General features: G+C 46.8%; 22 protein-coding genes and 1 riboswitch. All 22 genes read left to right on the top strand.

The genetic code is table 11. The annotated features are described in order from the left end of the window. Window positions 1-382: 382 nt before the first annotated feature. The 22 genes from ACFQ1X_RS08300 (at window position 383) to gatC (ending at window position 24120) form a co-directional block, all read left to right on the top strand. On the top strand, window positions 383-904 hold the full coding sequence (locus ACFQ1X_RS08300; RefSeq protein WP_379082108.1) for a DUF2179 domain-containing protein: 522 nt from the start codon (window positions 383-385) through the stop codon (window positions 902-904). Continuing rightward, on the top strand, window positions 901-1089 hold the full coding sequence (locus ACFQ1X_RS08295; RefSeq protein WP_144840881.1) for an NETI motif-containing protein: 189 nt from the start codon (window positions 901-903) through the stop codon (window positions 1087-1089). The genes ACFQ1X_RS08300 and ACFQ1X_RS08295 overlap by 4 nt, the downstream gene beginning before the upstream one ends. 86 nt (window positions 1090-1175) lie before the next feature. Continuing rightward, window positions 1176-1275: riboswitch (purine riboswitch) on the top strand. Window positions 1276-1409: 134 nt separating this feature from the next. Next, window positions 1410-1898 (top strand): 5-(carboxyamino)imidazole ribonucleotide mutase, encoded by a 489-nt coding sequence (gene purE, locus ACFQ1X_RS08290; protein ID WP_144840882.1) that lies wholly within the window; start codon window positions 1410-1412, stop codon window positions 1896-1898. Then, a complete protein-coding gene (gene purK, locus ACFQ1X_RS08285; RefSeq protein WP_144840883.1) occupies window positions 1895-3034 on the top strand; it encodes a 5-(carboxyamino)imidazole ribonucleotide synthase in 1140 nt (379 codons plus the stop codon). The genes purE and purK overlap by 4 nt, the downstream gene beginning before the upstream one ends. Further along, window positions 3034-4329 (top strand): adenylosuccinate lyase, encoded by a 1296-nt coding sequence (purB, locus tag ACFQ1X_RS08280; protein WP_144840884.1) that lies wholly within the window; start codon window positions 3034-3036, stop codon window positions 4327-4329. The genes purK and purB overlap by 1 nt, the downstream gene beginning before the upstream one ends. Window positions 4330-4345: 16 nt before the next feature. Next, on the top strand, window positions 4346-5062 hold the full coding sequence (gene purC / locus ACFQ1X_RS08275) for a phosphoribosylaminoimidazolesuccinocarboxamide synthase (protein WP_144840885.1): 717 nt from the start codon (window positions 4346-4348) through the stop codon (window positions 5060-5062). Further along, window positions 5059-5313 (top strand): phosphoribosylformylglycinamidine synthase subunit PurS, encoded by a 255-nt coding sequence (purS, locus tag ACFQ1X_RS08270; protein ID WP_144840886.1) that lies wholly within the window; start codon window positions 5059-5061, stop codon window positions 5311-5313. The genes purC and purS overlap by 4 nt, the downstream gene beginning before the upstream one ends. Further along, a complete protein-coding gene (purQ, locus tag ACFQ1X_RS08265; RefSeq protein ID WP_144840887.1) occupies window positions 5310-5993 on the top strand; it encodes a phosphoribosylformylglycinamidine synthase subunit PurQ in 684 nt (227 codons plus the stop codon). The genes purS and purQ overlap by 4 nt, the downstream gene beginning before the upstream one ends. Next, window positions 5977-8205, top strand: coding sequence for a phosphoribosylformylglycinamidine synthase subunit PurL (gene purL, locus ACFQ1X_RS08260; protein ID WP_144840888.1), 2229 nt, complete (start codon window positions 5977-5979; stop codon window positions 8203-8205). The genes purQ and purL overlap by 17 nt, the downstream gene beginning before the upstream one ends. After that, the gene (gene purF / locus ACFQ1X_RS08255) at window positions 8181-9599 is read left to right on the top strand and encodes an amidophosphoribosyltransferase (RefSeq protein WP_144840889.1); all 1419 of its coding nucleotides are present in this window, start codon (window positions 8181-8183) and stop codon (window positions 9597-9599) included. The genes purL and purF overlap by 25 nt, the downstream gene beginning before the upstream one ends. A gap of 14 nt (window positions 9600-9613) precedes the next feature. Next, on the top strand, window positions 9614-10675 hold the full coding sequence (gene purM / locus ACFQ1X_RS08250) for a phosphoribosylformylglycinamidine cyclo-ligase (protein ID WP_144840890.1): 1062 nt from the start codon (window positions 9614-9616) through the stop codon (window positions 10673-10675). Further along, window positions 10665-11246 carry a phosphoribosylglycinamide formyltransferase gene (gene purN / locus ACFQ1X_RS08245; protein WP_144840891.1) on the top strand — a complete coding sequence of 194 codons (582 nt, stop codon included), beginning with the start codon at window positions 10665-10667 and terminating at the stop codon, window positions 11244-11246. The genes purM and purN overlap by 11 nt, the downstream gene beginning before the upstream one ends. A 99-nt stretch (window positions 11247-11345) precedes the next feature. Next, on the top strand, window positions 11346-12884 hold the full coding sequence (gene purH / locus ACFQ1X_RS08240) for a bifunctional phosphoribosylaminoimidazolecarboxamide formyltransferase/IMP cyclohydrolase (protein WP_144840892.1): 1539 nt from the start codon (window positions 11346-11348) through the stop codon (window positions 12882-12884). An 18-nt stretch (window positions 12885-12902) separates the two neighbouring features. Then, a complete protein-coding gene (gene purD / locus ACFQ1X_RS08235; protein WP_144840957.1) occupies window positions 12903-14156 on the top strand; it encodes a phosphoribosylamine--glycine ligase in 1254 nt (417 codons plus the stop codon). Window positions 14157-14359: 203 nt separating this feature from the next. Continuing rightward, window positions 14360-14953 (top strand): N-acetyltransferase, encoded by a 594-nt coding sequence (locus tag ACFQ1X_RS08230; RefSeq protein ID WP_144840893.1) that lies wholly within the window; start codon window positions 14360-14362, stop codon window positions 14951-14953. A gap of 196 nt (window positions 14954-15149) precedes the next feature. Continuing rightward, window positions 15150-16880, top strand: coding sequence for an adenine deaminase C-terminal domain-containing protein (locus ACFQ1X_RS08225; protein ID WP_144840894.1), 1731 nt, complete (start codon window positions 15150-15152; stop codon window positions 16878-16880). A 122-nt stretch (window positions 16881-17002) separates the two neighbouring features. Continuing rightward, window positions 17003-17323 (top strand): YerC/YecD family TrpR-related protein, encoded by a 321-nt coding sequence (locus ACFQ1X_RS08220; RefSeq protein WP_144840895.1) that lies wholly within the window; start codon window positions 17003-17005, stop codon window positions 17321-17323. 273 nt (window positions 17324-17596) lie between these two features. Continuing rightward, window positions 17597-18298, top strand: coding sequence for a heptaprenylglyceryl phosphate synthase (gene pcrB / locus ACFQ1X_RS08215; RefSeq protein ID WP_144840896.1), 702 nt, complete (start codon window positions 17597-17599; stop codon window positions 18296-18298). A gap of 28 nt (window positions 18299-18326) precedes the next feature. After that, on the top strand, window positions 18327-20540 hold the full coding sequence (gene pcrA, locus ACFQ1X_RS08210) for a DNA helicase PcrA (protein WP_144840897.1): 2214 nt from the start codon (window positions 18327-18329) through the stop codon (window positions 20538-20540). A 14-nt stretch (window positions 20541-20554) separates the two neighbouring features. After that, window positions 20555-22561, top strand: coding sequence for an NAD-dependent DNA ligase LigA (gene ligA / locus ACFQ1X_RS08205; protein WP_144840898.1), 2007 nt, complete (start codon window positions 20555-20557; stop codon window positions 22559-22561). Window positions 22562-22575: 14 nt separating this feature from the next. Next, window positions 22576-23727 (top strand): CamS family sex pheromone protein, encoded by a 1152-nt coding sequence (locus ACFQ1X_RS08200; RefSeq protein WP_144840899.1) that lies wholly within the window; start codon window positions 22576-22578, stop codon window positions 23725-23727. A 102-nt stretch (window positions 23728-23829) separates the two neighbouring features. Next, entirely contained in the window at window positions 23830-24120 is a 291-nt protein-coding gene (gene gatC / locus ACFQ1X_RS08195; RefSeq protein ID WP_144840900.1) for an Asp-tRNA(Asn)/Glu-tRNA(Gln) amidotransferase subunit GatC, read from the top strand. The last annotated feature ends 13 nt before the right edge of the window (window positions 24121-24133 follow it).

Raw genomic sequence — 24133 nt, 5'->3', positions numbered from 1 at the left:
TGCGCCGATGGTAGTTGGGGGTTTCCCCCTGTGAGAGTAGGACGCCGCTGGGCAGTCAACAAGAAGGTCGTCACCGCGCAAGCGGTGGCGGCCTTTTTTGTCTTTAAAGAAGAATGTAGAGTTTCTTCTATATAATATGAAATCTTAAGAATATATCACAAGAAAACTGAAATACGAAAAAAATTTCTTAAATAAAGTTTATCCGTTTCGATCTAATCTCCTTTTGCAAGGCGTTGGCAATAAGACATTCAGAAATACCTACAAATCATACAGTATGAAAAGACAATACACACTTGCTTTATAAGGGAAATTCAACTAATATGAAATTTAATTCTTCAGAGGAAATGAGAGGGTGTAAGAAGTGGAAATAAATCCTTGGTTAATGGTCATTATCATTTTCTCGATCAATATCGTCTACGTGTCATTTTTTACAATCAGAATGATCATGACTTTAAAAGGCTACCGTTATTTGGCGGCGATGGTGAGTATGGTAGAAGTAGTGATTTATATAGTTGGCCTTGGATTAGTGCTGGATAATCTCGATCAGATTCAAAATCTTGTGGCGTATGCGATTGGTTATGGCTCAGGAGTGATTGTCGGCTCTAAAATCGAAGAAAAAATGGCATTGGGCTATATTACTGTAAACGTAATAACCAGTGAGCAAAGTCAGCAGCTTCCTAAAGCTTTGCGTGAAAAAGGTTATGGAGTCACTGATTGGGCTGCCAATGGCAGGGATGGCGATCGTCAGTCGATGCAGATATTAACACCGAGAAAGATGGAGTTGAAACTTTACATGACAATCAAAGAAATTGATCCTAAAGCATTTATCATAGCTTATGAACCGAAATCGATACATGGAGGATTCTGGGTCAAGCAGGTCAGGAAAGGAAATCTGTTTAAATGAGCAAGAAAACAATATGGTTTGAAGTCGGCGAAGATGAAACTATGGAAGACTGCCTTGAGCGCATGAAAAAAGAAGGTTATATGCCAGCAGGCAGAAAAGAAGAACCGTTATTTGAAGATAGAGACGGAATACCGGTGCCAATAAGGCAAATAATTAAGTTTAAAGGCATTAAAACCCCAGAATAATTCGTAACAAGACTAAAAACCGAACTATAATATATTCTGAAAACTTATTGTTCGGATTTATCTGTTGACTAGTAAATGCCGAGTTGTTATGATTAATGAGGAAACCCCATATATGCAGAAGAATTGGCTTCTGCGTTTCTACCAAGACACCGGAATGTCTGGACTATGCGGGAAAGCAACTTTTGGAAATGACGCGAGGGATGTGCATTTATGCCATCAGTCTCTATTTCGTAGATTTTGAAGTCCTTAAGTAAACTGCTTTTCACGTAAAAGTGAGCAGTTTATTTGAGGGCTTTTTACTTTTTAAAAGGAGAGATTCGATGAATCCGAAAATTGGTGTGATCATGGGAAGTTCAAGTGATTGGAAAACAATGAAAAATACTTGTGACATACTTGATGAACTAAACATTCCTTACGAGAAAAAGGTCATTTCTGCACATCGCACGCCAGATTTGATGTTCAGCTACGCTGAAGAAGCAAGAGATCGGGGACTCAAAGTGCTGATTGCGGGAGCAGGCGGAGCCGCCCATCTTCCAGGAATGGTTGCAGCTAAGACCATTTTGCCGGTAATAGGTGTTCCTGTTCAATCGAAGGCATTAAACGGGCTGGATTCATTATTGTCAATTGTGCAGATGCCGGGTGGAGTACCGGTTGCAACGGTGGCGATTGGCAAAGCAGGGGCTGTGAATGCCGGGCTGTTGGCGGCACAGATTCTTGGGAGTTTCGATGAAGGGGTGGCTGAAGCACTTCAGGCACGAAGAGACAAAACTGAAAACGACGTTCTGAAAAGCACGGAGGACTTGATATGATGAAAACGATTTTGCCTGGGCAAACTATCGGAATCATTGGCGGCGGCCAATTGGGTCGAATGATGGCTTTAGCCGCCAAAGAAGCGGGATTTAAAATAGCGGTTTTGGACCCGGCAATGGATTCACCAACTGGCCAAGTGGCTGATGTACAATTGATTGCTTCATACAATGACTTGGAAGCATTGGAAGAATTGGCTGCAGTGAGTGATGTCATCACTTATGAGTTTGAAAATATAGATGTTGAGGGATTGCAACATTTAAGTGATATCGCCTATGTTCCACAAGGAGTGGAATTGATCAGGATCACGCAAAATCGAGTTTTTGAAAAAGAAGAAATTGTGAAAGCTGGTGTTCCAGTAGCAAGCTATATCGTTGCTGAAAGTTATCAGGATTTGCTGGACAAAAGTGAATCAATCACTTATCCATTTGTAGTTAAAACAGCAAGAGGCGGTTATGACGGCAAAGGCCAGCAGATGATTCGTTCTGAAGATGACCTGCACCTTGCAGAGCCATTGTTCAGCAATGGAGAATGTGTAGCCGAAGAATTTGTCGACTTTACGAAAGAGATTTCAGTGATTATCCAACGTAATGGCAGCGGTGAAACGGCTTTATTGCCGATAGGTGAAAATGTGCACAAAAATCACATTTTGCACGAGACAATTGTACCTGCCCGCGTAGCAGATGAAACAATAGCCAAAGCGACCGAGGCAGCTGAAGCGATTGCGGAGCAACTCGGAATGATCGGGACATTGGCTGTTGAGATGTTTGTGCTGGAAAATGGCGACATTCTGGTCAATGAACTGGCGCCGCGCCCACATAACTCAGGTCATTATTCGATAGAAGCGACGAACAGTTCGCAGTTTCATCAGCATATTCGGGCGATTTGTGGATGGCCGCTGCGTAAGCCGGTATTGTGGTCTGAGAGCGTAATGGTCAATGTATTGGGTCAGCATGTTGCGCCGATTACGTCAAAAGTCGCGCAATATCCAAATTGGTCAATTCATCTTTACGGCAAAGAAGAAGCCAAACATAATCGTAAAATGGGCCATGTGACCATTCTGACGAAAGATTTGGATGGCACACTTGAAGAAATAGAAGCGTCGGGTATTTGGGCGGAAAAACTGGAGGAAATATAATGATAGCACGTTACACTAGACCCGAAATGGGCACAATCTGGACAGAAGAAAACAAGTATAAAGCGTGGCTGGAAGTGGAAATATTAGCTTGTGAAGCCTGGTCAGAACTTGGGGATATCCCGAAAGAAGATGTGGCGTTGATCCGGAAAAACGCTTCGTTTTCAGTGGATCGTATTCTTGAAATTGAAGAAGAGACTCGCCACGACGTGGTGGCGTTTACCCGTGCGGTGTCAGAAACATTGGGAGACGAGCGTAAATGGGTGCATTATGGACTGACGTCAACAGACGTGGTGGATACGGCATTGTCTTATCTGTTAAAACAGGCTAACGAAATTATTCGTAAAGATTTGACAAATTTCATCGAAATTTTAGCAAATAAAGCCAAAGAACATAAAATGACCGTAATGATGGGCCGGACACACGGCGTCCATGCAGAGCCGACGACTTTCGGTTTAAAATTGGCCTTATGGCATGAAGAAATGAAGCGCAACCTGGAACGTTTCGAAGCAGCAGCAAAATCGATTGAAACGGGCAAAATGTCAGGTGCAGTTGGAACGTACGCTAATATTGATCCATTTGTTGAAGAATATGTCTGCAAAGAGCTTGGACTTGCGGCTTCCCCCATCTCCACTCAGACTTTGCAGCGTGACCGCCATGCGCAGTACTTGAGTGTACTGGCTTTGATCGGCTCATCAATCGAGAAGTTTGCGACGGAAATCCGCGGCCTTCAGAAATCGGAAACGCGTGAAGTCGAAGAGTTTTTCGCAAAAGGCCAAAAAGGGTCATCAGCGATGCCGCATAAACGCAACCCGATCGGTTCGGAGAATATGACTGGTCTTGCCCGCTTGATCCGCGGCTATATGCTGACGGCATACGAAAACGTATCACTATGGCACGAGCGCGATATTTCGCATTCATCTGCAGAGCGAGTGATTCTGCCAGACGCAACGATTGCTCTTAATTACATGCTCAACCGTTTCGGCAATATCGTGAAAAATTTAACTGTGTTCCCGGAAAACATGAAACGCAATATGGATTCGACTCTCGGTTTGATTTATTCGCAGCGCGTCTTGTTGACGTTGATCGATAAAGGCATGGCCCGCGAAGCTGCGTATGACACAGTTCAGCCTTGTGCAATGGAAGCGTGGGAGAACCAGACGCATTTCCGTAAGGTCGTTGAGGCGAATGAAACGATTACTTCCCAGTTAACAAAAGAGGAATTGGACGATTGCTTCGACTACAATCACCACCTGCAGCAAGTGGACATGATTTTCAACCGACTTGGATTAAACTAAACGGAGGGCTCCCTACATGGAAAAAGGTCAGCTATTGTACGAAGGCAAAGCAAAACGCTTATATGCAACGGACGAACAGGATATTTTATGGGTGGAATACAAAGACTCAGCAACGGCCTTTAACGGTGAAAAGAAAGCTGAAATCATCGGCAAAGGCGGGCTGAACAATAGGATCACATCATTGATTTTCGAAAAATTGCAGGGGGCGGGCATTGCTTCCCATTTCGTCAAACAATTGTCTGACCATGAACAGCTTGTGCGGCAGGTGGCAATCATTCCGGTCGAAGTGGTGACACGGAATATTGTAGCCGGCAGCATGGCAAAGCGGCTTGGTTTGGAAGAAGGAACGGTTTTGAAGCGTCCGATAGTTGAGTTCTATTATAAAGATGATGCATTGGGTGACCCGATCATCACGGAAGACCATATCGAGATGCTGCAATTGGCGTCGCCACAAGAAGTCGGGGAACTGCGTGAAAAAGCCCTGCAAGTGAATCAGGTGTTGATCGGTTTCTTCAAGGAAGTCGGCGTGGACCTGGTCGACTTTAAGATTGAATTCGGCCGTGATGCGCAAGGCAATGTTTTATTGGCCGATGAAATTTCACCTGACACGTGCCGGCTATGGGATTCAAAAACAAAACAGAAGCTTGATAAAGATGTATTCCGTCGCGACCTTGGGGATTTAACAGAAGCGTATCAACTCATTTTAGCTAAATTGGGAGGACAACATTCATGAAAAAAGTAAAAATTTACGTCACTTTGCGCGAAAGCGTATTGGATCCACAAGGGTCCGCGGTAATGGGGTCTCTTCATAAAATGGGTTACAGCGATGTTGCTGATGTACGCATCGGCAAATACCTGGAACTTGTGATTTCAGACGACACACGTGATATTGATGCTTACGTTAATGAAATGTGCCACAAGCTGTTGACGAACACGGTGATTGAAGATTACCGTTTCGAAATTGAGGAGGCTGTCTCGCAATGAAATTCGCAGTAATCGTATTTCCGGGATCCAATTGTGATTTGGATATGTACCACGCGGTCAAAGATGAACTTGGTGAAGATGCGGAATATGTTTGGCATGATTCAACCGATTTGAGCGGTTATGACGGCATTCTGTTGCCGGGAGGATTTTCATACGGGGATTACCTGCGCTGTGGCGCAATCGCCCAGTCTTCACCTGTAATGGACGAAGTGAAAAAGGCGGCGGAAGCGGGCAAGCCGGTTCTCGGCATTTGCAACGGATTCCAGATTCTGACCGAAGCGGGACTGTTGCCGGGAGTTCTTCTGCGCAATAAAAACCTGAAATTCATGTGCCGCACTGTGTCATTGAAAGTGGAAAATGCCAACACGCTGTTCACCAATGAATATACGGAAGGACAGGAAATCCGGATTCCAATCGCCCACGGTGAAGGAAATTATTATTGCGACGATGCGACATACGCACAATTGAAAGAGAACAACCAAATCGTCTTTTCCTATGCGGATGATTTCAACGGCAGCCGCAACAATATTGCTGGAATCGTCAATGAGCGCGGCAATGTGCTCGGCATGATGCCGCACCCGGAACGCGCTGTCTCAGACTTGATCGGCGGCAGTGAAGGATTGTCTTTATTCAAATCAATCGTCAAACAGTGGAGGGAAGCAAATGTCAGTCATGCTTGAGCCAAATACTGAGCAGATTAAAGAACAGAAAATTTATCAGCAAATGGGATTGTCGGACACAGAATTCGCCATGGTGGAGAAAATTCTGGGCAGAACGCCGAATTATACGGAAACCGGTTTGTTTTCGGTCATGTGGTCGGAACATTGCTCTTATAAAAACTCGAAACCCGTTCTGGCAAAATTCCCGACCAAAGCGCCGTGTGTCCTCCAGGGACCGGGCGAAGGCGCCGGAATTGTCGATATCGGTGATGGCCAGGCTGTAGTTTTCAAGATGGAATCGCATAATCACCCTTCCGCAATAGAACCTTACCAAGGGGCTGCGACTGGTGTCGGCGGCATTATCCGCGACGTTTTCTCTATGGGTGCACGGCCGGTTGCATTGCTGAATTCACTGCGTTTTGGTGAATTGACGACTCCGCGCGTCAAGTATCTGTTCGAAGAAGTGGTTGCCGGCATTGCTGGTTACGGCAATTGCATCGGCATCCCGACAGTCGGCGGCGAAGTGCAGTTTGATGCTTCGTATGACGGCAATCCATTGGTAAACGCCATGTGCGTCGGTTTGATTGATCATAAAGATATCCAGAAAGGCATCGCTTCAGGTGTCGGAAATCCCGTGATGTATATCGGGGCAAAAACAGGGCGCGATGGCATTCACGGAGCGACATTTGCGTCGGAAGAATTGACGGAATCCTCTGGTGACAATCGTCCAGCGGTTCAAGTGGGCGATCCATTCATGGAGAAATTATTGCTCGAAGCATGTTTGGAGCTTGTGAAATCAGATGCGCTGATCGGCATTCAGGATATGGGGGCAGCAGGACTCACTTCATCTTCTGCTGAAATGGCTTCAAAAGCAGGTTCAGGAATTGAAATGGATCTGGATCATATTCCACAGCGCGAAACAGGAATGACGGCTTATGAAATGATGTTGTCAGAATCGCAGGAACGCATGCTGATCGTCGTGAAACAAGGTCGGGAGCCTGAAATTGTTGAACTCTTTGAGAAATACGGTCTGGATGCTGTAACAGTTGGTAAAGTGACGGACGATTCGACATTGCGCCTCCTCCACAAAGGGGAAGTCGTGGCGGAAGTGCCCGTCGATTCGCTGGCGGAAGATGCGCCTGTTTATCATAAACCATCAAGTGTACCCGCCTATTTCAAAGAATATCAGCAGATGGACAACGTGGAGCCGAAAGTCGAAAACTACGGAGACACGCTGACAGCTTTATTGAAACAGCCGACCATCGCTTCAAAAGAATGGGTTTACGATCAATATGACCATCAGGTGCGTACAAGTACAGTAGTCAGTCCGGGATCGGATGCAGCAGTGATCCGTGTTCGCGGCACCAATAAAGGCCTGGCGATGACGACGGATTGCAATTCCCGCTATATTTATCTCGACCCGGAAATGGGCGGTAAAATCGCGGTGGCGGAAGCGGCACGCAATGTTGTGGTATCCGGAGCGAAACCGCTCGCCATCACTGATTGCCTGAATTTCGGCAGTCCGGAAAAGCCGGAAATTTTCTGGCAGCTGGAAGGAGCGGCGGACGGCATGTCAGCAGCGTGCACAATTCTTGATGCGCCTGTTATCGGCGGTAACGTCTCTTTATACAATGAAACAAACGGCACGGCAATTTATCCGACACCGACAATCGGGTTGGTGGGCTTGGTGGAGGACCTTTCACATGTAACGACACAAGACGCGAAAAACGCAGGAGATTTGGTTTATTTGATCGGTGAGAGTTTCACGGAATTCGGCGGCAGCGAACTTCAGAAAATGGTAGAAGGACGCATTTTCGGAAAAGCGCCATTCATCGATTTGAATACAGAAGCACAGCGCCAACAGCAGATTCTCGAAGCGATTCAACAAGGGCTGGTGGCTTCGGCGCATGACGTGGCAGAAGGCGGCGTTGCGGTAGCTCTGGCAGAAAAAACCTTCGGTAACGGTTTAGGGTTGGATGTCACACTTAGTGGTTCAGCCACTACAGCTCTTTTCAGTGAATCGCAATCCCGATTCATCCTTACAGTTTCTCCTGACAACGCGGCACAATTCGAGCAAATCGTTGCAGATGCCAAGCAAATCGGAACAGTCACAGACACACGGACATTAACGATCACCAGTGAAGACGGTACGGCTTGGGTCAACGATTCGGTCGAAACGCTTCGCTCAGCTTGGAAAGGGGCAATACCATGCTTGCTGAAATCAGAAGCTTAAATGAAGAATGCGGCGTCTTTGGAATATGGGGCCACGAAAATGCATCGCAAATTACGTATTACGGCCTTCATGCCCTGCAGCACAGAGGGCAGGAAGGTGCAGGAATCGTGACAACAGATGGAGAAACCCTTAAACCCGTAAAAGGGGAAGGGCTTGTCAATGAAGTTTTCACACCTGAAAAGCTTGCGAAAATGGCAGGTACCGGCGCAATCGGCCACGTACGTTATGCAACGGCAGGGGGCAGCGGCATCGAAAATGTCCAGCCGCTGCTGTTCAATTCCACAACCGGAAGTCTGGCGATTTCACATAACGGCAACCTGGTGAATGCCAATCATCTAAAAGATCATCTTGAGCGCCAGGGCAGCATTTTTCAAACCACTTCGGATACGGAAGTTTTAGCCCACTTGATTAAACGGAGCGGCTATGAGAATTTTGAAGAAAAAATTAAAAATGCATTATCGTTGTTAAAAGGGGCATTTGCATGTGCAATCCTTACGGAAAAAGCGATGTACATCGCTCTTGACCCGAATGGTTTGCGACCTCTTTCAATCGGTAAACTTGGAGACGCCTGGCTGGTCGCATCTGAGACTTGTGCCTTCGATATTGTCGGAGCGGAATTTGTCCGTGCGGTGGAACCTGGTGAATTCATCATAGTCGACAAAGAAGGAATGCGTGTTGAACGTTTTGCTTATCCGAACGAACGCTCGATCTGTACGATGGAATATGTCTATTTCTCTCGCCCCGATTCAGATATCGACGGTATTAACGTCCACACCGCACGCAAACGCCTGGGCAAACAGTTGGCCAAGGAAGTTCAGATTGATGCGGATGTGGTAACCGGTGTACCCGACTCGAGCATTTCGGCTGCCATCGGCTATTCTGAGGAAAGCGGTATTCCATATGAACTTGGTTTGATCAAAAACCGCTATGTCGGCCGTACTTTCATCCAACCGTCGCAGGATCTTCGCGAGCAGGGTGTCAAGATGAAATTATCTCCGGTACGTCAGGTCGTTGATGGGAAACGGGTCATCATGGTTGACGACTCCATCGTCAGAGGCACGACTTCAAGACGCATTGTCAAATTGCTGAAAGAGGCGGGAGCAACCGAAGTCCACGTGGTCATCAGCTCTCCGCCAATCAAGAATCCTTGCTTTTATGGAATCGACACCAGTACATCCGGCGAATTGATCGCTGCCAATAATACGGTGGAAGAAATGCGTGAACAAATTGGTGCCGATTCGCTGACATTCCTGTCGGTGGACGGCATGGTGCAAAATATCGGCCGTACTGACCCAGGTTCGAAATGTGGCCATTGCCTGGCTTGTTTCACCGGAGAATACCCGACGGATATTTATCCGGATACCGTGTTGCCGCATCAAAAAGAATTCAGCTGATAGGAGGAACCGATTTGTCAAAAGCATATGAACAAGCAGGGGTTAATATCGAGGCGGGCTACGAAGCTGTTGACCGGATGAAATCCCATGTGCAACGAACTGCAAGAAAAGGGCTGATGGGAACTTTCGGCGGCTTTGGCGGCATGTTCGATTTATCCGAGCTGAATTTGAAGGAACCGGTGCTCGTTTCCGGTACGGATGGCGTCGGCACAAAATTGAAATTGGCGTTTCTGGCTGATCGGCATGACACGATCGGCATCGACTGTGTCGCGATGTGCGTCAATGATATCGTAGCGCAAGGAGCGGAACCGCTGTTTTTCCTGGATTATATAGCGGTCGGCAAAGCAGTACCTGAAAAGATCGAGAGTATTGTAAAAGGCGTTGCAGACGGTTGTGTCCAAGCAGGTGCTGCTTTGATTGGCGGAGAAACAGCTGAAATGCCGGGTCTTTACGAAGAGGATGAATACGATATCGCCGGATTTGCGGTTGGCGCGGCCGAAAAATCGAAAATTGTCACCGGAGATAAAATAGCTGCCGGAGATGTTTTAATCGGTCTTGCTTCAAGCGGCATTCATTCGAACGGCTATTCACTTGTCCGCCACATCGTTTTTGAACAAAATCATTTCCAGCTCGATGAGATTATTGAGGGATTTGAAGATCTCGGACCGCTGGGCAATGAATTGCTGACACCGACGAAAATTTATGCGAAAACAATAGCAGCAATTGCTGCGAATACTGAAATTCATGGAATGGCCCATATCACAGGCGGCGGTTTTATTGAAAATCTGCCCCGCATGATGCCGGAAGGGCTCGGAACCCAAATTGAGCTTGGCAGCTGGCCAGTATTGCGCGTTTTTGAAATGCTGAAGGAAAAAGGCTCATTAACTGACCGCGATATGTTTTCTGTTTTCAATGCGGGCATCGGTTTTGTGCTGGCCGTATCGCCGGAAGATGCCGAGAGTGTATTGGCATCGGCTGAGGCGAGCGGAGAGCGGGCGTACAGGATTGGCCGTGTTTCCAATCAAACCGGTGTTCAATTCAAAGGCGAACAGGATGGAACTCTCAATGGAAAATAAGACCAAAATAGCCGTTTTCGCATCTGGAAACGGCTCCAATTTTCAGGCGATTGCGGATGCGATTCAACAAGGCTGGTTGGATGCTGAAATAATGCTGGTCGTGACGGACCGTCCGGGTGCTTATGTACTGGAACGCGCGAAAAAAATTGATACAGCTTCTTTTGCTTTCACACCTTCCGACTTTGATTCCAAGCAATCCTATGAAGAGATGCTGAAAGGGAAATTGCAGCATCTTGGAGTGGAATGGATCGTGCTGGCGGGCTTTATGCGCCTGATCGGGCCGGTACTTCTGGATGCTTATGAGAATCGCATCGTCAATATCCACCCATCGGTGCTGCCTGCATTTCCTGGGAAAGATGCCATCGGCCAAACGATGGCTGCCCGTGCAGAAACAGCCGGAGTCACGGTTCATTTTGTGGATGCTGGCATGGATACCGGAAATATTATTGCACAGCAATCTTTTCAGGTGAATGGCGGAGACCGGGAAACTGTTGAAAATGAAATTCATGCAATCGAACACCGTATGTATCCCGCTACTTTACAGCTATTATTTAAGGAAACCATCTCGTAAAAGAAGTTTCGCACAGCAAGTAAATTGATATGAAAAGCAATTCATTCAATAATTCTGTACAATAAAAAATCATCTGCACTACTCATAGGAGGATTCAACTTGAAAAAGAGAGCTTTGCTAAGTGTATCGGATAAATCAGGCATTTTAGAGTTTGCGCAGGAATTGGAAAAACTGGATTACGAAATCCTGTCAACAGGTGGCACGAAGCGCTTTTTGGAAGAAAATGGCGTGGCAATTACGGCTGTTGATGAAATTACGAAATTCCCCGAAATATTGGGTGGGCGCGTAAAAACCCTGCATCCATTAATCCACGGCGGTCTTTTGGCTAAACACGACGATGCACAGCATCAGAGTGAAATGGCCGAAAACGGCATATCCCCGATTGAGATAGTATGTGTAAATTTATACCCTTTTAAAGAGACGATTTCAAAACCGGATGTATCAGTCGATGACGCCATTGAGAACATTGATATCGGCGGTCCGACCATGCTCCGTTCAGCAGCAAAAAATCACGCTTACGTGACGGTCATCGTCGATTCCGAAGATTATGCAGCAGTCGTCAATGAATTGCGTGGAGATACAAAAGTCACGACTCCGGTAACGCGACGCCGTCTGGCAGCAAAAGTTTTCCGTCATACAGCTGCTTATGACTCCTATATTTCCAATTATTTAACCGATTTGAACGGCGAAGAGTATCCGGAAGGGCTGACACTTACATATGAGCTTCAGCAACCGCTGCGTTACGGTGAAAATCCGCACCAGAAAGCGGCATTTTACCGCAGCCCGCTCGGCTCGGATTTTTCCATTGCCAGCGCCGATCAAGTGCACGGCAAGGAAATGTCGTATAATAATATTCAGGATGCGAATGCCGCGCTTCAGATCATCAAGGAATTCAAAATACCGGCAGCAGTTGCGGTCAAGCATATGAATCCTTGCGGCGTGGGCACTGGCAACACAATTGCCGCTGCGTTCAATAAAGCATACGAGGCGGATTCCACCTCCATTTTTGGTGGCATCATCGCCTTGAACCGGGAAGTGGATGCTGAAACTGCAGCGCAATTATCAGGGATTTTCCTTGAAATTATCATTGCACCGGCGTTCTCGCAGGAAGCAATGGAAATTTTAACACAAAAGAAAAATATTCGTTTATTGACGATTCCCTTTGACGGAACCAAGCAGGATAAATGGAATACTGTCACAGTGGAAGGCGGATTGCTCGTTCAACAGCCGGATAATTTCGGATATGACGATGCGGACATCCAAATCGCTACTGCCCGCAAGCCAGCAGAACATGAGATGGAAGCATTGAAACTTGGTTGGAACGTAGTCAAGCATGTGAAATCCAATGCCATCGTCATCTGCGATGCGGATATGACTCTTGGAATCGGAGCCGGCCAGATGAACCGTGTGGGTGCAGCCAAGATTGCATTGGAGCAAGCAGGAGAGCGGGCCAAAGGAGCCATTATGGCATCGGATGCATTTTTCCCGATGTCTGATACGGTTGAAGCTGCGGCAAAAGCTGGAATCAAAGCCATCATTCAGCCCGGAGGTTCGAAAAGGGATCAGGAATCAATCGACAAAGCTGATGAGTATGGCATTGCAATGGTCTTTACCGGCATCCGCCACTTTAAACATTAAGTCGGAGGGGACAAAATGATGAAAGTTTTAGTTATTGGAAGAGGCGGCCGTGAGCACGCCATCGTCCGTCAGTTTGCAAGATCTGCATCTATTGAAAAAGTATTTGCTGCACCTGGAAATGACGGAATGCGGCTCGAATCCCAATTGGTGCCCATAGATGAAATGGATTTTCCGGCACTTGCTGACTTTGCCAGAGAACAAGGGATAGATTGTACGTTTGTAGGTCCTGAACAGCCGCTGACCGCAGGAATTGTCGACTATTTTGAAGGGCAGGGCCTGCGGATATTCGGTCCTTCTAAAGCAGCGGCACAGATTGAAGGAAGCAAAACCTTCGCCAAGGAATTGATGAAGAAGTATCATATTCCAACGGCTTCATATGAAACGTTTTCTGAAATTCCGCCTGCAATTGATTATATTCGGCAAATCGGTGCTCCTATCGTCATCAAAGCGGATGGCCTGGCCGCGGGCAAAGGAGTGGTCGTGGCAGAGACTGAAGGGGATGCCATTGCAGCAGTCCGCGATATGCTGGAAGACAAGCGATATGGTGAGTCAGGGGCGTCAATTGTAATAGAAGAATTTTTGGACGGGGAAGAATTTTCGTTCATGTCGTTCGTCTATAACGGTGCAATTTACCCAATGGTGATTTCACAGGACCATAAACGGGCCTATGACGGCGACAGAGGTCCGAACACAGGCGGAATGGGGGCCTATTCCCCGGTTCCGCAAATTCCCCTGGGTATTGTCGATGAAACTTTCAACACAATCGTCAAACCGGCAGTGGAAGCGATGGCTTCAGAAAAAACGCCATTTAACGGTATTCTTTATGCAGGCATAATTTTAACAGACAAAGGACCCAAGGTGATTGAATTCAATGCACGTTTTGGCGACCCGGAAACGCAGGTCGTGCTGCCGCGCATGAAGTCTGATTTTGGTGATTTTATGAACGCTCTTCTGGAAGGCGACGCTTATGATCTGGAATGGCAGGATAAAGCGGTATTAGGTGTGGTGATGGCCGCAGAAGGTTATCCCGGACAACCCGCTAAAGGCAGGCTGTTGCCTGATCTCGCGGGTCTTTCAGGCGTGGATATTTTCCATTCCGGTACGAAAGCGACCAGTGAAGGATTTGCTGCAAACGGCGGCCGGGTGCTGTTTATTTCATGTGAAGCGGATACTGTGGAACAAGCACAAAAAAAAGTTTATACGCAGATTGATTCTGTTGTCTGGAGCGGTTTCATGTACCGAACTGACATCGGATGGCGTGCATTAGGCTAAAATACATGGTATACTAATGAATGACACAAATTCGACAAGAATAATGTGTCATTTTTTCATTCCCTGTCGTTTTGCAGTAAAAGATGGGGATTGGAGAAGTTTCATCAGCCCACGTTCCCCTCTATATTAAACTCCAGAAAGATTCATCGTTATGCCAATAACAAAATTATCAAGGCATTTAAAACTCGAAAGGAGCAATATTCATGAATTGGTACGAAAAATTAAACCAGTATTTCCCGATTGAGGAAATGAAATCAAAAGATCATATGGATGCGTTATTAAAGGAAAAAGGCAGTGTTTACTATAAAGACGAGGGACCGTATCATGTTTTGATGTACGCGGAATTCCCCAACTTCACATTTGTGGATTACCTGTTTGTATCAAAAGAATCCCGCGGCATGGGTCTCGGCAGCAAGACACTTCAGATGTTGAAAGACAAGAACAAGCCGATCATTCTTGAAGTTGAACCTGTCGACTATGAAGATACGGATTCTGAAAAACGTCTGCGTTTCTATTCGCGTGAAGGTTTTGAACATGCTAATTCAATTGGCTATAACCGCCGGTCGATTGCAACGGGTGAAGAGAATTCAATGGAGATCCTTTACTGGGCTCCGAACAATGAATCCGAAGAAGAGATATTTGAAGCGATGAAGAAAATGTATAAAGACATCCACACTTATAAGGATGAGCATTTCTACGGGGAATCTTATGACTCGGTTGACGATGTCCTGACATTCAAAGAAACTGATAAAAAAGATGTACTTGAACAGTTCAACAATCCTATTAAAAATTCTTAACTGTCAGCATGGTAACAAAAATTTCAAAAAGCCGGAGATGAAGGAAAGCTTTGCTTTCATCACCCCGGCTTTTTTCATTGAACTGGACTTGGGTCACTATCAGAATGTTCCATTTATTCAGCGGTGCGACTGTATTTAAAAGCATTGTTATGCTAGTATATAAAGTATTATATATGTGACGGAAAGGGGCGGGCTCATGGATAATCCACTCTGGAAAAATATCGAATTGCGCAATCAGCTGAAAATTATTACGAAGGAGGCGGCACCGGATCTCGTTCTGACCAATGCCTATTATTTGCACGGCATCTATAAAAAATGGATGACAGGGAATATTTGGATTCATGACGACCGGATTGTCTATGCGGGCCAGGAAATGCCATTGATTGGCGAAGCGACGGAAGTTGCAGACATGTCAGGCAAATTCATCGTTCCGGGATATATCGAACCCCATGTACATCCCTTCCAGCTTTATAACCCTCAATCGTTCGCGGATTATTCAGCGCAATTGGGAACAACCACATTCATTTCCGATAATCTGACTTTATTCCTGTCGATGGAAAATGAGAAAGCGTTTTCAATTCTTGATCAGCTTAATGAACTGCCATTCACATTCTATTGGTGGACACGCTTTGATTCGCAGACGGAGCTGACAGAAGAGGATATGCTGTTCACTTCCAAATCGGTGGGAGAATGGCTGGACCGGCCTGAAGTATTGCTCGGTGGTGAATTGACCGGCTGGCCGAAATTGATGGACGGCGACGATCAGATGCTTTATTGGATCCAGAAAGCGAAAATGACGCGCAAGAAAATAGAAGGGCATTTTCCCGGGGCATCTGAGAAGACGCTGGCCCGTATGAAATTGCTCGGAACTGACGGCGACCACGAAGCGATGACGATTGATGAAGTTGAAATGCGCTTGCTGCATGGTTACGGCGTTACGTTAAGGCATTCCTCGATCAGACCCGATTTGTCGAGCCTGTTGAAAGGCGTTGTCGAACGTGAGTTGAATGTATACGATAAATTAATGATGACAACGGATGGTTCGACGCCTTCTTTCCATAAAGAAGGTGTCATGGACCTGTGCATCCGCATTGCGCTGGAAGCTGGAGTGCCGGCAATCGACGCCTATATGATGGCTTCCTATAACGTGGCAAGATATTATAATATGACGGCAATGCATGGATTAATTGCGACAGGACGTTTTGCGAACCTCAATGTTCTTGATTCGATCGATGATCCGGTTCCATCAAGTGTTATTTCCAGCGGGAAATGGCTGAAACGGGACGGGGAAAAAGTGCTGGCGCTCCCGGAAATCGATTGGGGTGTATTGCCGGATCTTGAAATGGATTTCGATCTCACAGAGGACGACTTCCAATTTTCCATGCCATTCGGACTTGATATGGTAAATGATGTCATCATCAAACCATATTCGGTTAATATTGATACACATGATGGGACGCTGTCGAAAAATCATGACGAAAGCTTCCTGATGCTGATTGACAAGCACGGAAAATGGCGGGTCAATACCCTGATCAAAGGATTCACTACCGGAGTAGAGGGGTTTGCCTCGTCATATTCGAATACAGGCGACATCATCCTGATCGGCAAAAATCGCGAACAGATGTGGCTGGCATTCGATAAATTGAAAGAGATGAAGGGCGGCATCGTTCTGGTGGAAGGCGGCGAAACTGTTTGCCATATCCCTCTTCCATATGGTGGCGGCATGTCCGATCTGCCGATGGAACAGATCATGGAGCTGGAAACGGTTCTGAAGAAAGCCTTGGAGGAACGGGGCTATAAACATGGTGATGCCATCTATACATTATTGTTCCTGCAGGCGACCCATCTGCCGTATGTCCGCGTGACACAAAAAGGCATTTACGATGTAATGAATAGAAAGGTCCTGTTCCCTGCGTTCATGAGATAATAGGGGAACCATCATCAAGTTTGAGAAAGATGATTTTTATAGAATTAAGGAAAATGCTAGTTAACGATGCAAGGTTTCCTTATTTTCCTAAAGGGATAATCAAGAAAGGACGGTAAAGCTGAATGCAAGTAGATAAAATCCGAGGTCCACAAACGGATCAACTGATCGATGCGATATTGGCGTTAAATGACCGGGAAGAAGCTTATCGGTTTTTCGATGACCTGGCAACAATCAGTGAAATCCAGTCATTATCCCAACGATTTGAAGTTGCGCGCATGCTGCGGCTGAAAAAAACGTATGAAAAGATAAAAAATGAAACCGGCGCAAGTACGGCAACAATTTCACGGGTGCGCCGCTGTCTGAACTATGGCAACGAAGGCTATGATGAAATGCTGGGCAGACTGTATCCGGATGAAAAGCCTTTCCAGCTGCCGAAAGAATGAAACGGTGTTGAATCCAGAAATCGGTTTCAGTCCGCTTATGCGGCAACTGAGAAATAGAGGCTGTCCATCAAGTCTGTGATTAGACTTAGTGGATGGCCTTTTCTTTGTCCAGACTCCAGCGCCCAGCCCCTCGAGTCGCTTCAGCCTTGCCGTCAATGGCAAAGGGCGCCATTACCGTCAAGACTTCCAGCGCTTGTCGGAGCTGGATGGGCGCTTGCGCTTTTCTTTGTTATAATAAATAGATGAAAACGATATGAAGTCAGGTGAAGCGAAATGGATTATCAAACATGGCGGCATGTATTCAAATTGGATCCGGCAAAAGAGATTTCCGATGGACATTTGGAACGAATTTGTAAATCCGGGACCGATGCCATCTTGATAGGCGGCAGCGATGATGTCACACTCGAAAATGTACTTGATTTAATGGCACGAGTCCGGCGTTTTACTGTTCCGGCTGTGCTGGAAATTTCAACGGTCGAATCGGTGATGCCGGGTTTTGATTTTTATTTCATCCCGACGGTTTTGAACAGCCGGAATCCGAAATGGATTAAAGGGCTTCATCACGAAGCAATCCGCGAATACGGAGATTTCATGGACTGGGAAGAACTGGTTCCGGAAGGTTATTGCATCCTGAATGCGGATTGCAAAGCGGCCCGTTTGACGGATGCCGACTGTGTGCTGGATGCAGAGGATGTTGTGGCGTACGCCCGCTTGGCCGAGCATTTCTTCAGGCTGCCGATTTTCTATATGGAATTTAGCGGCATCTACGGAGATCCTGATCTGGTAAAAGAGGTTAAAGAACATTTGGCTGATACCCGCCTGTTCTATGGCGGTGGCATCGATTCAAACGAAAAAGCCCAGGAAATGGCGCAACATGCTGACACGATAGTGGTCGGCAATATTATATATACGGATATCGAAAAAGCGATTAGAACCGTCAAGGCGGTTGCGGAAACTATGGATCAATCGTTATAATAAGAACAAACGTTCGAGGTGGTGCGCAATGGAATTAATAACGAAAAACTTACTCAAAGGAATGAATCCGGAACAGGAAGAAGCGGTCAAAGCGACTGACGGACCCTTACTGATCATGGCTGGTGCCGGATCAGGGAAAACCCGTGTGCTGACACACAGAATCGCGTATCTCGTGCTGGAAAAACAGGTTTACCCTTCACATATCCTGGCGATTACATTCACGAATAAAGCCGCACGTGAAATGCGCAACCGGATTGACGGCCTGTTGGGGCACGGAACGGGTGAACGCATGTGGGTTTCTACTTTCCACTCGATGTGCGTGCGCATTTTGCGCCGGGATATCGATAAATTGGGCTTCTCAAAAAGCTTCTCAATCCTTGATACGACCGACCAATTGTCGGTTATTAAAAATGTCCTGAAACAGCAGAATCTCGACCCGAAAAAATACGAACCACGGACGGTTTTAAACGCAATTTCATCGGCAAAAAACGAGTGCATCACGGCCAGTGAATTTGCGGCAAACGCCAATCCACATAACCCCTATGAAAAAACGATTGCTGAAGTATATGAAGGCTATGAAAAAAGGCTTCGAAAAAACCAGTCGCTCGATTTTGATGATCTGATCATGACTACTCTGAAATTATTCAACACAATGCCTGACGTACTGGAGTTCTATCAGAATAAATTCCAATATATCCATGTTGATGAATATCAGGATACCAATAATGCACAATATCAGCTGGTCCAGAAATTGGCGAGCAAATACAAAAACATTTGCGTCGTCGGAGATTCGGACCAGTCGATTTATCGTTGGCGCGGCGCCGACATTACGAATATCCTGTCATTCGAGAAAGACTACCCGAATGCGAAAGTCATCATGCTCGAACAGAATTACCGCTCCACCAAGCGTATTCTTCAGGCAGCGAACGATGTGATCAAGCGGAATACGAGCCGCTACCCGAAAGAATTGCATACCGACAATGCGGAAGGTCCGGCCATCACATTGCATAAAGCGGGAGATGAACGCCAGGAAGCGCAATTTGTCGTGCAGACTATCCAAAAGCTGATGCAAGAGGAAAATTATAAGACTTCCGATTTTGCGATCCTTTACCGCACCAATGCCCAATCGCGGATCATGGAGGAAATGTTCGTCAAATCGAATATGCATTATACAATCGTCGGTGGAACGAAGTTCTATGACCGCAAGGAAATTAAGGATCTTCTCGCCTATTTGCGGCTGATCGCCAATAATGACGACGATTTGTCCCTGGCGCGCATCATCAATGAACCGAAGCGCGGCATCGGGGCAACTTCCTTTGAACGGATGGCCCTTTTCGCCATCGATCAGGATCGCACCATCATGGATGCGCTGCAGGAAGTCGATTTTATGGGCGTTTCACCTAAAATTGCCCAAACGGCATTGGAATTCCGTGCCATGATTGCCGGTTTCACGGAAATGCAGGAATATCTGTCAGTCACTGAATTGGTGGAAGAAGTTCTGAAAAAATCGGGCTACCGCCAGATGCTGCAGAACGACAAGACGATCGAAGGCGAAAGCCGCCTCGAAAACTTGAATGAATTCCTGACGGTGACCCAAACTTTCGAAAAGCAGAGTGACGATAAATCATTGGTGGCTTTCCTGACGGATCTTGCGCTGATTTCGGATATCGACTCACTCGATGACGAAGAGGAAGCGGACGGACCGATCATCCTGATGACGATGCACGCGGCGAAGGGACTTGAATTTCCGGTCGTCTTCATCATCGGACTGGAAGAAAACGTATTTCCGCATTCGCGTTCCAATAACGATGAAGAAGAAATGGAAGAAGAACGGCGCCTGGCGTATGTCGGGATTACGAGAGCTGAAAAAAGGCTGTTCTTAACCCATGCGACTTCCCGGACCCTGTTCGGCAAGAGCAATTGGAATATGCCTTCCCGATTCATTAAAGAAATCTCTGAAGAGTTGATTGAGCAGACGGTTGCACAGCACCGTGCCGGCGCGGCAACAGGCTATAAGCAAACGCCGAAACGCGCGGCGGTATCACGTCCCGCCTATCAGCAATCGGGCGGCGACAAGCTTGGCTGGAATCCTGGCGATAAAGCGACGCATAAAAAATGGGGTACGGGCACTGTGGTTGGTGTCAAAGGGGAAGGCGAACAGACAGAACTGGATATCGCATTCCCAAGCCCAGTCGGCATCAAACGGCTTCTGGCCAAATTCGCGCCGATCGAAAAAGTTTAACCGGGAGGTATATTATGGACCGTATCAAGGCGGAACAACGGGTGAGTGAATTGAATGAATTGCTCGGTACCTACGGCCATGCCTATTATGTGCTGGATAATCCGAAGGTTCCTGACGCGGTTTACGATCAATTGCTCCATGAATTGATTGAACTGGAGACTCTGTATCCGGATCTGGTGTTTCCGGATTCACCGACGCAGCGGGTCGGCGGAGCACCGATCTCCAATTTTGAAAAAGTGACACATGACCGGCCGATGCTGAGTTTGTCGAATGTTTTCGGTGAAGATGATTTGCGGGAATTCGATAAGCGTGTCAGGAACGGCGCTGGGGAACAGGTTGAATATGTCTGTGAGATGAAAATAGATGGGCTCGCAGTTTCATTAATCTACGAAAACGGCAAGTTTGTCCGTGGTGCAACGCGCGGCGATGGCCGTGTCGGCGAAGACATCACCGTCAACCTGCGGACGATCCGTTCAATTCCATTGAAGTTGAAAGAGCCGGTATCGCTTGAGGTGCGCGGTGAAGTCTTCATGCCGAAACAATCATTCCTTAAATTGAATGAGCAGCGCGGCGACAAGGGAGAAGAAGTTTTCGCCAATCCCCGCAACGCTGCTGCCGGTTCGCTTCGTCAGCTCGACCCCAAAATAGCGGCGAGCCGAAATTTGGATGTTTTCATCTACGGAATCGGCGGGGACGCAGAAAATTACGGACTTGACAATCACGATGGATCGCTGACTTATTTAAATAAACTCGGCTTCAAGACGAATGAGGAACGAAAAGTTTGTCGCAGCGTCGAGGAAGTGCTCGAATATATAGAAACCTGGACAGAACAGCGTCTGAAGCTGTCCTATGAAATCGATGGCATTGTCATCAAAGTCAACCGCTTTCTTCAGCAGCAGGAACTCGGGTTTACGGCGAAGAGCCCGAAATGGGCAACGGCTTATAAATTCCCTGCCGAAGAAGTGATGACGAACCTTCGCGATATCGAACTCAGTGTCGGGCGCACCGGCGCTGTCACACCGACTGCGATCCTTGATCCCGTATCGGTTGCCGGATCGACTGTTCAGCGGGCTTCGTTGCACAATGAAGATCTGATCAAAGAAAAAGATATCCGGATCGGCGATAAAGTCATCATCCGAAAAGCGGGCGATATCATCCCGGAAGTGGTCCGGGCGCTCATCGAACTGCGGACAGGCGATGAAGAACCTTTCCATATGCCGGAGAATTGTCCGGCATGTGATTCGGAACTGGTGCGGATCGAAGGCGAAGTGGTACTCCGCTGCGTCAATCCGAAATGTCCGGCTCAAATCACGGAAGGCCTGATCCATTTTGTGTCACGCAATGCGATGAACATCGATGGGCTTGGTGAAAAAGTTATTGAACAGCTCTATCAGGAAGGGCTGATTGCTGATATTGCGGATATTTATAAACTGACAAAAGAGCAATTGCTTGAATTGGAACGGATGGGCGATAAATCGGCATCCAATTTAATCGCGGCGATTGACGCGTCACGCAGCAACTCAATGGAAAGGTTATTGTTTGGACTGGGTATCCGGCACGTCGGCGAAAAAGCGGCCCGCATCCTTTCCGAACATTTCGGTTCGATGGAAAGGCTGATGGCAGCGTCACTTGAAGAATTGATGGACATCCATGAAATCGGCGATAAAATGGCAGATGCCATCGTCACTTATTTCGACAGTGAAGAAGTTCGGGCTCTCGTGGAACGTTTAGCAAATGAAAACGTCAATCTTACTTATACCGGCAAACGGGTCCAGGTGGAAGCGGGCTCGAACGCATTTGCCGGCAAGAAAATTGTTTTGACCGGTAAATTGGAACAGCTGACTCGCTCCGAAGCAACTGAACGCATTGAGGCGATGGGCGGCAAAATGTCCGGCAGCGTCAGCAAGAAAACCGATTTGCTGATTGCAGGCGAAGAAGCCGGATCCAAATTGGACAAAGCGACAGATTTGAAAATTGAAATCTGGAATGAACAGCAATTGATCGAGGAATTGAACAAATGAGGAGATTATTGAACATGAAACGCATTTGGTGGATGATCCCAGCCAGCATTTTATTGCTTACAGCCTGTGTGCCGTCGGAGACGAATGAAACAGAAGTCATCGGCACGGAGGAAGTGGAAACGGCAATTATTCCAAGCATGCAGCTGGATGAAGAATTTTACCGGACCCTTTTACCTTATAAGCAAAGTGCCACGCGAGGGAAAATCATCAATCGGATGAATTCACGCTACGATATTGAAGAAGCGGAAAAAGGTCTATTGCGACTGTCCCAAAATCAGTTTTCGCCTGACGATTATTTTTTTCAGGAAGGCCAGATCATAACGGATGAAGAAATCACTGCATGGCTTCGCCGTTACCACGGAGAAGATAATCCAACAGGATTGAATGCGGAAGACAAGAGGGCCGCACCTGCTGAAGAGGCGGAGGAAGGGGATGAACCCCGTGATAACCCACCGCCCGAAATCCTTGCGCACATCATCGAGCAAAATTATCTTGTGAAAACCAATGAAGACACGATCAGGCTGGGTGGTGTGTCAGTCGGACTTGCACTCAATTCGGTCTATTACAGCAAAAATGCAGAAGGTGTTTCTTATGAAGAAACGATATCCCAGGAGCAACTGGAGGCTGAAGGCAAGCGCATGGCGGATGAAATCGTCAATCGGCTGAGACAAAAAGAAGGAATGGCAGACATACCGATCACTGTTGGACTTTTCAAGCAGGAAAGCCGCAGTACGATAACCGCCGGAAGTTATTTCACTTACGGTGTTGCTCCAGGCGGTGACACGGCGGTTGCCAACTGGAATCCTATCAGCGAGGAATACGTTATTTTCCCATCATCTAATCCCGAAGAGAAATATCGGGAAGTGGATACATCTTTCAAGAACTTCAAGCAGGATGTGGAAGAATACTTCTCGAATTTCACAAGTGTCATCGGAACAGGATTTTATCAGGGAGACTCGATCCGCAAACTGCAGATTGAAATTCCCATCCAGTTTTATGGATCCTCGGAAGTCATCGGCTTTACACAATATTTGACAGGGCTTGTCATGAAGCATTTTCCTGAGAATATCCAAGTGCAAGTCGATTTGCATTCTGTAAATGGAGCGGAAGCGCTGATTTTGAGAAAAGCCAACGAAACCGAACCGGTTGTCCATATTTATGAATAGATTCAATTGAAATGGAGGCAGCCACGGCGGCTGTCTCTATTCATTTCCTTTAAAAAATGGTACGATATAGCGTATGTTTACTGATTTCGGAGGTGTAAAGAAATGGCGAAAATGACAAAAGAAGAAGTGATCGAAGTTGCGCATTTGGCGCGTCTGGCAATTACTGATGAAGAAGCGGTCCATTTTGCGGAACAATTGGAAGCCATCACGAATGCGATGGAACTTCTGAACGAACTGGATACAGATAATGTGGAGCCGACTACGCATGTATTGCCGATGGTCAATGTTTTGCGTGAAGATAAAGCGGAACCAGGCTTGCCGCGTGAAACAGTTTTGAAAAACGTTAAAGAACATATTGCGGGACAAGTGAAGGTTCCGACGATTCTGGAATAGATGTGAGGAGGGA

The sequence above is a fragment of the Metaplanococcus flavidus genome, assembly GCF_042675885.1.
In the GTDB taxonomy this organism is placed as follows: Bacteria; Bacillota; Bacilli; order Bacillales_A; family Planococcaceae; genus Planococcus; species Planococcus flavidus.
The sequence above is the reverse complement of the archived record's forward strand: the minus strand, read 5'-3'. Positions and strand labels throughout refer to the sequence as shown.

Excerpts from the sequence above, each read along its gene's own strand:
- ACFQ1X_RS08300 (WP_379082108.1), top strand. The coding sequence starts at position 383 with ATGGTCATTATCATTTTCTCGATCAATATCGTCTACGTGTCATTTTTT.
- ACFQ1X_RS08295 (WP_144840881.1), top strand. The coding sequence starts at position 901 with ATGAGCAAGAAAACAATATGGTTTGAAGTCGGCGAAGATGAAACTATG.
- purE (WP_144840882.1), top strand. The coding sequence starts at position 1,410 with ATGAATCCGAAAATTGGTGTGATCATGGGAAGTTCAAGTGATTGGAAA.
- purK (WP_144840883.1), top strand. The coding sequence starts at position 1,895 with ATGATGAAAACGATTTTGCCTGGGCAAACTATCGGAATCATTGGCGGC.
- purB (WP_144840884.1), top strand. The coding sequence starts at position 3,034 with ATGATAGCACGTTACACTAGACCCGAAATGGGCACAATCTGGACAGAA.
- purC (WP_144840885.1), top strand. The coding sequence starts at position 4,346 with ATGGAAAAAGGTCAGCTATTGTACGAAGGCAAAGCAAAACGCTTATAT.
- purS (WP_144840886.1), top strand. The coding sequence starts at position 5,059 with ATGAAAAAAGTAAAAATTTACGTCACTTTGCGCGAAAGCGTATTGGAT.
- purQ (WP_144840887.1), top strand. The coding sequence starts at position 5,310 with ATGAAATTCGCAGTAATCGTATTTCCGGGATCCAATTGTGATTTGGAT.
- purL (WP_144840888.1), top strand. The coding sequence starts at position 5,977 with ATGTCAGTCATGCTTGAGCCAAATACTGAGCAGATTAAAGAACAGAAA.
- purF (WP_144840889.1), top strand. The coding sequence starts at position 8,181 with ATGCTTGCTGAAATCAGAAGCTTAAATGAAGAATGCGGCGTCTTTGGA.
- purN (WP_144840891.1), top strand. The coding sequence starts at position 10,665 with ATGGAAAATAAGACCAAAATAGCCGTTTTCGCATCTGGAAACGGCTCC.
- purD (WP_144840957.1), top strand. The coding sequence starts at position 12,903 with ATGAAAGTTTTAGTTATTGGAAGAGGCGGCCGTGAGCACGCCATCGTC.
- ACFQ1X_RS08230 (WP_144840893.1), top strand. The coding sequence starts at position 14,360 with ATGAATTGGTACGAAAAATTAAACCAGTATTTCCCGATTGAGGAAATG.
- ACFQ1X_RS08225 (WP_144840894.1), top strand. The coding sequence starts at position 15,150 with ATGGATAATCCACTCTGGAAAAATATCGAATTGCGCAATCAGCTGAAA.
- ACFQ1X_RS08220 (WP_144840895.1), top strand. The coding sequence starts at position 17,003 with ATGCAAGTAGATAAAATCCGAGGTCCACAAACGGATCAACTGATCGAT.
- pcrB (WP_144840896.1), top strand. The coding sequence starts at position 17,597 with ATGGATTATCAAACATGGCGGCATGTATTCAAATTGGATCCGGCAAAA.
- pcrA (WP_144840897.1), top strand. The coding sequence starts at position 18,327 with ATGGAATTAATAACGAAAAACTTACTCAAAGGAATGAATCCGGAACAG.
- ligA (WP_144840898.1), top strand. The coding sequence starts at position 20,555 with ATGGACCGTATCAAGGCGGAACAACGGGTGAGTGAATTGAATGAATTG.
- ACFQ1X_RS08200 (WP_144840899.1), top strand. The coding sequence starts at position 22,576 with ATGAAACGCATTTGGTGGATGATCCCAGCCAGCATTTTATTGCTTACA.
- gatC (WP_144840900.1), top strand. The coding sequence starts at position 23,830 with ATGGCGAAAATGACAAAAGAAGAAGTGATCGAAGTTGCGCATTTGGCG.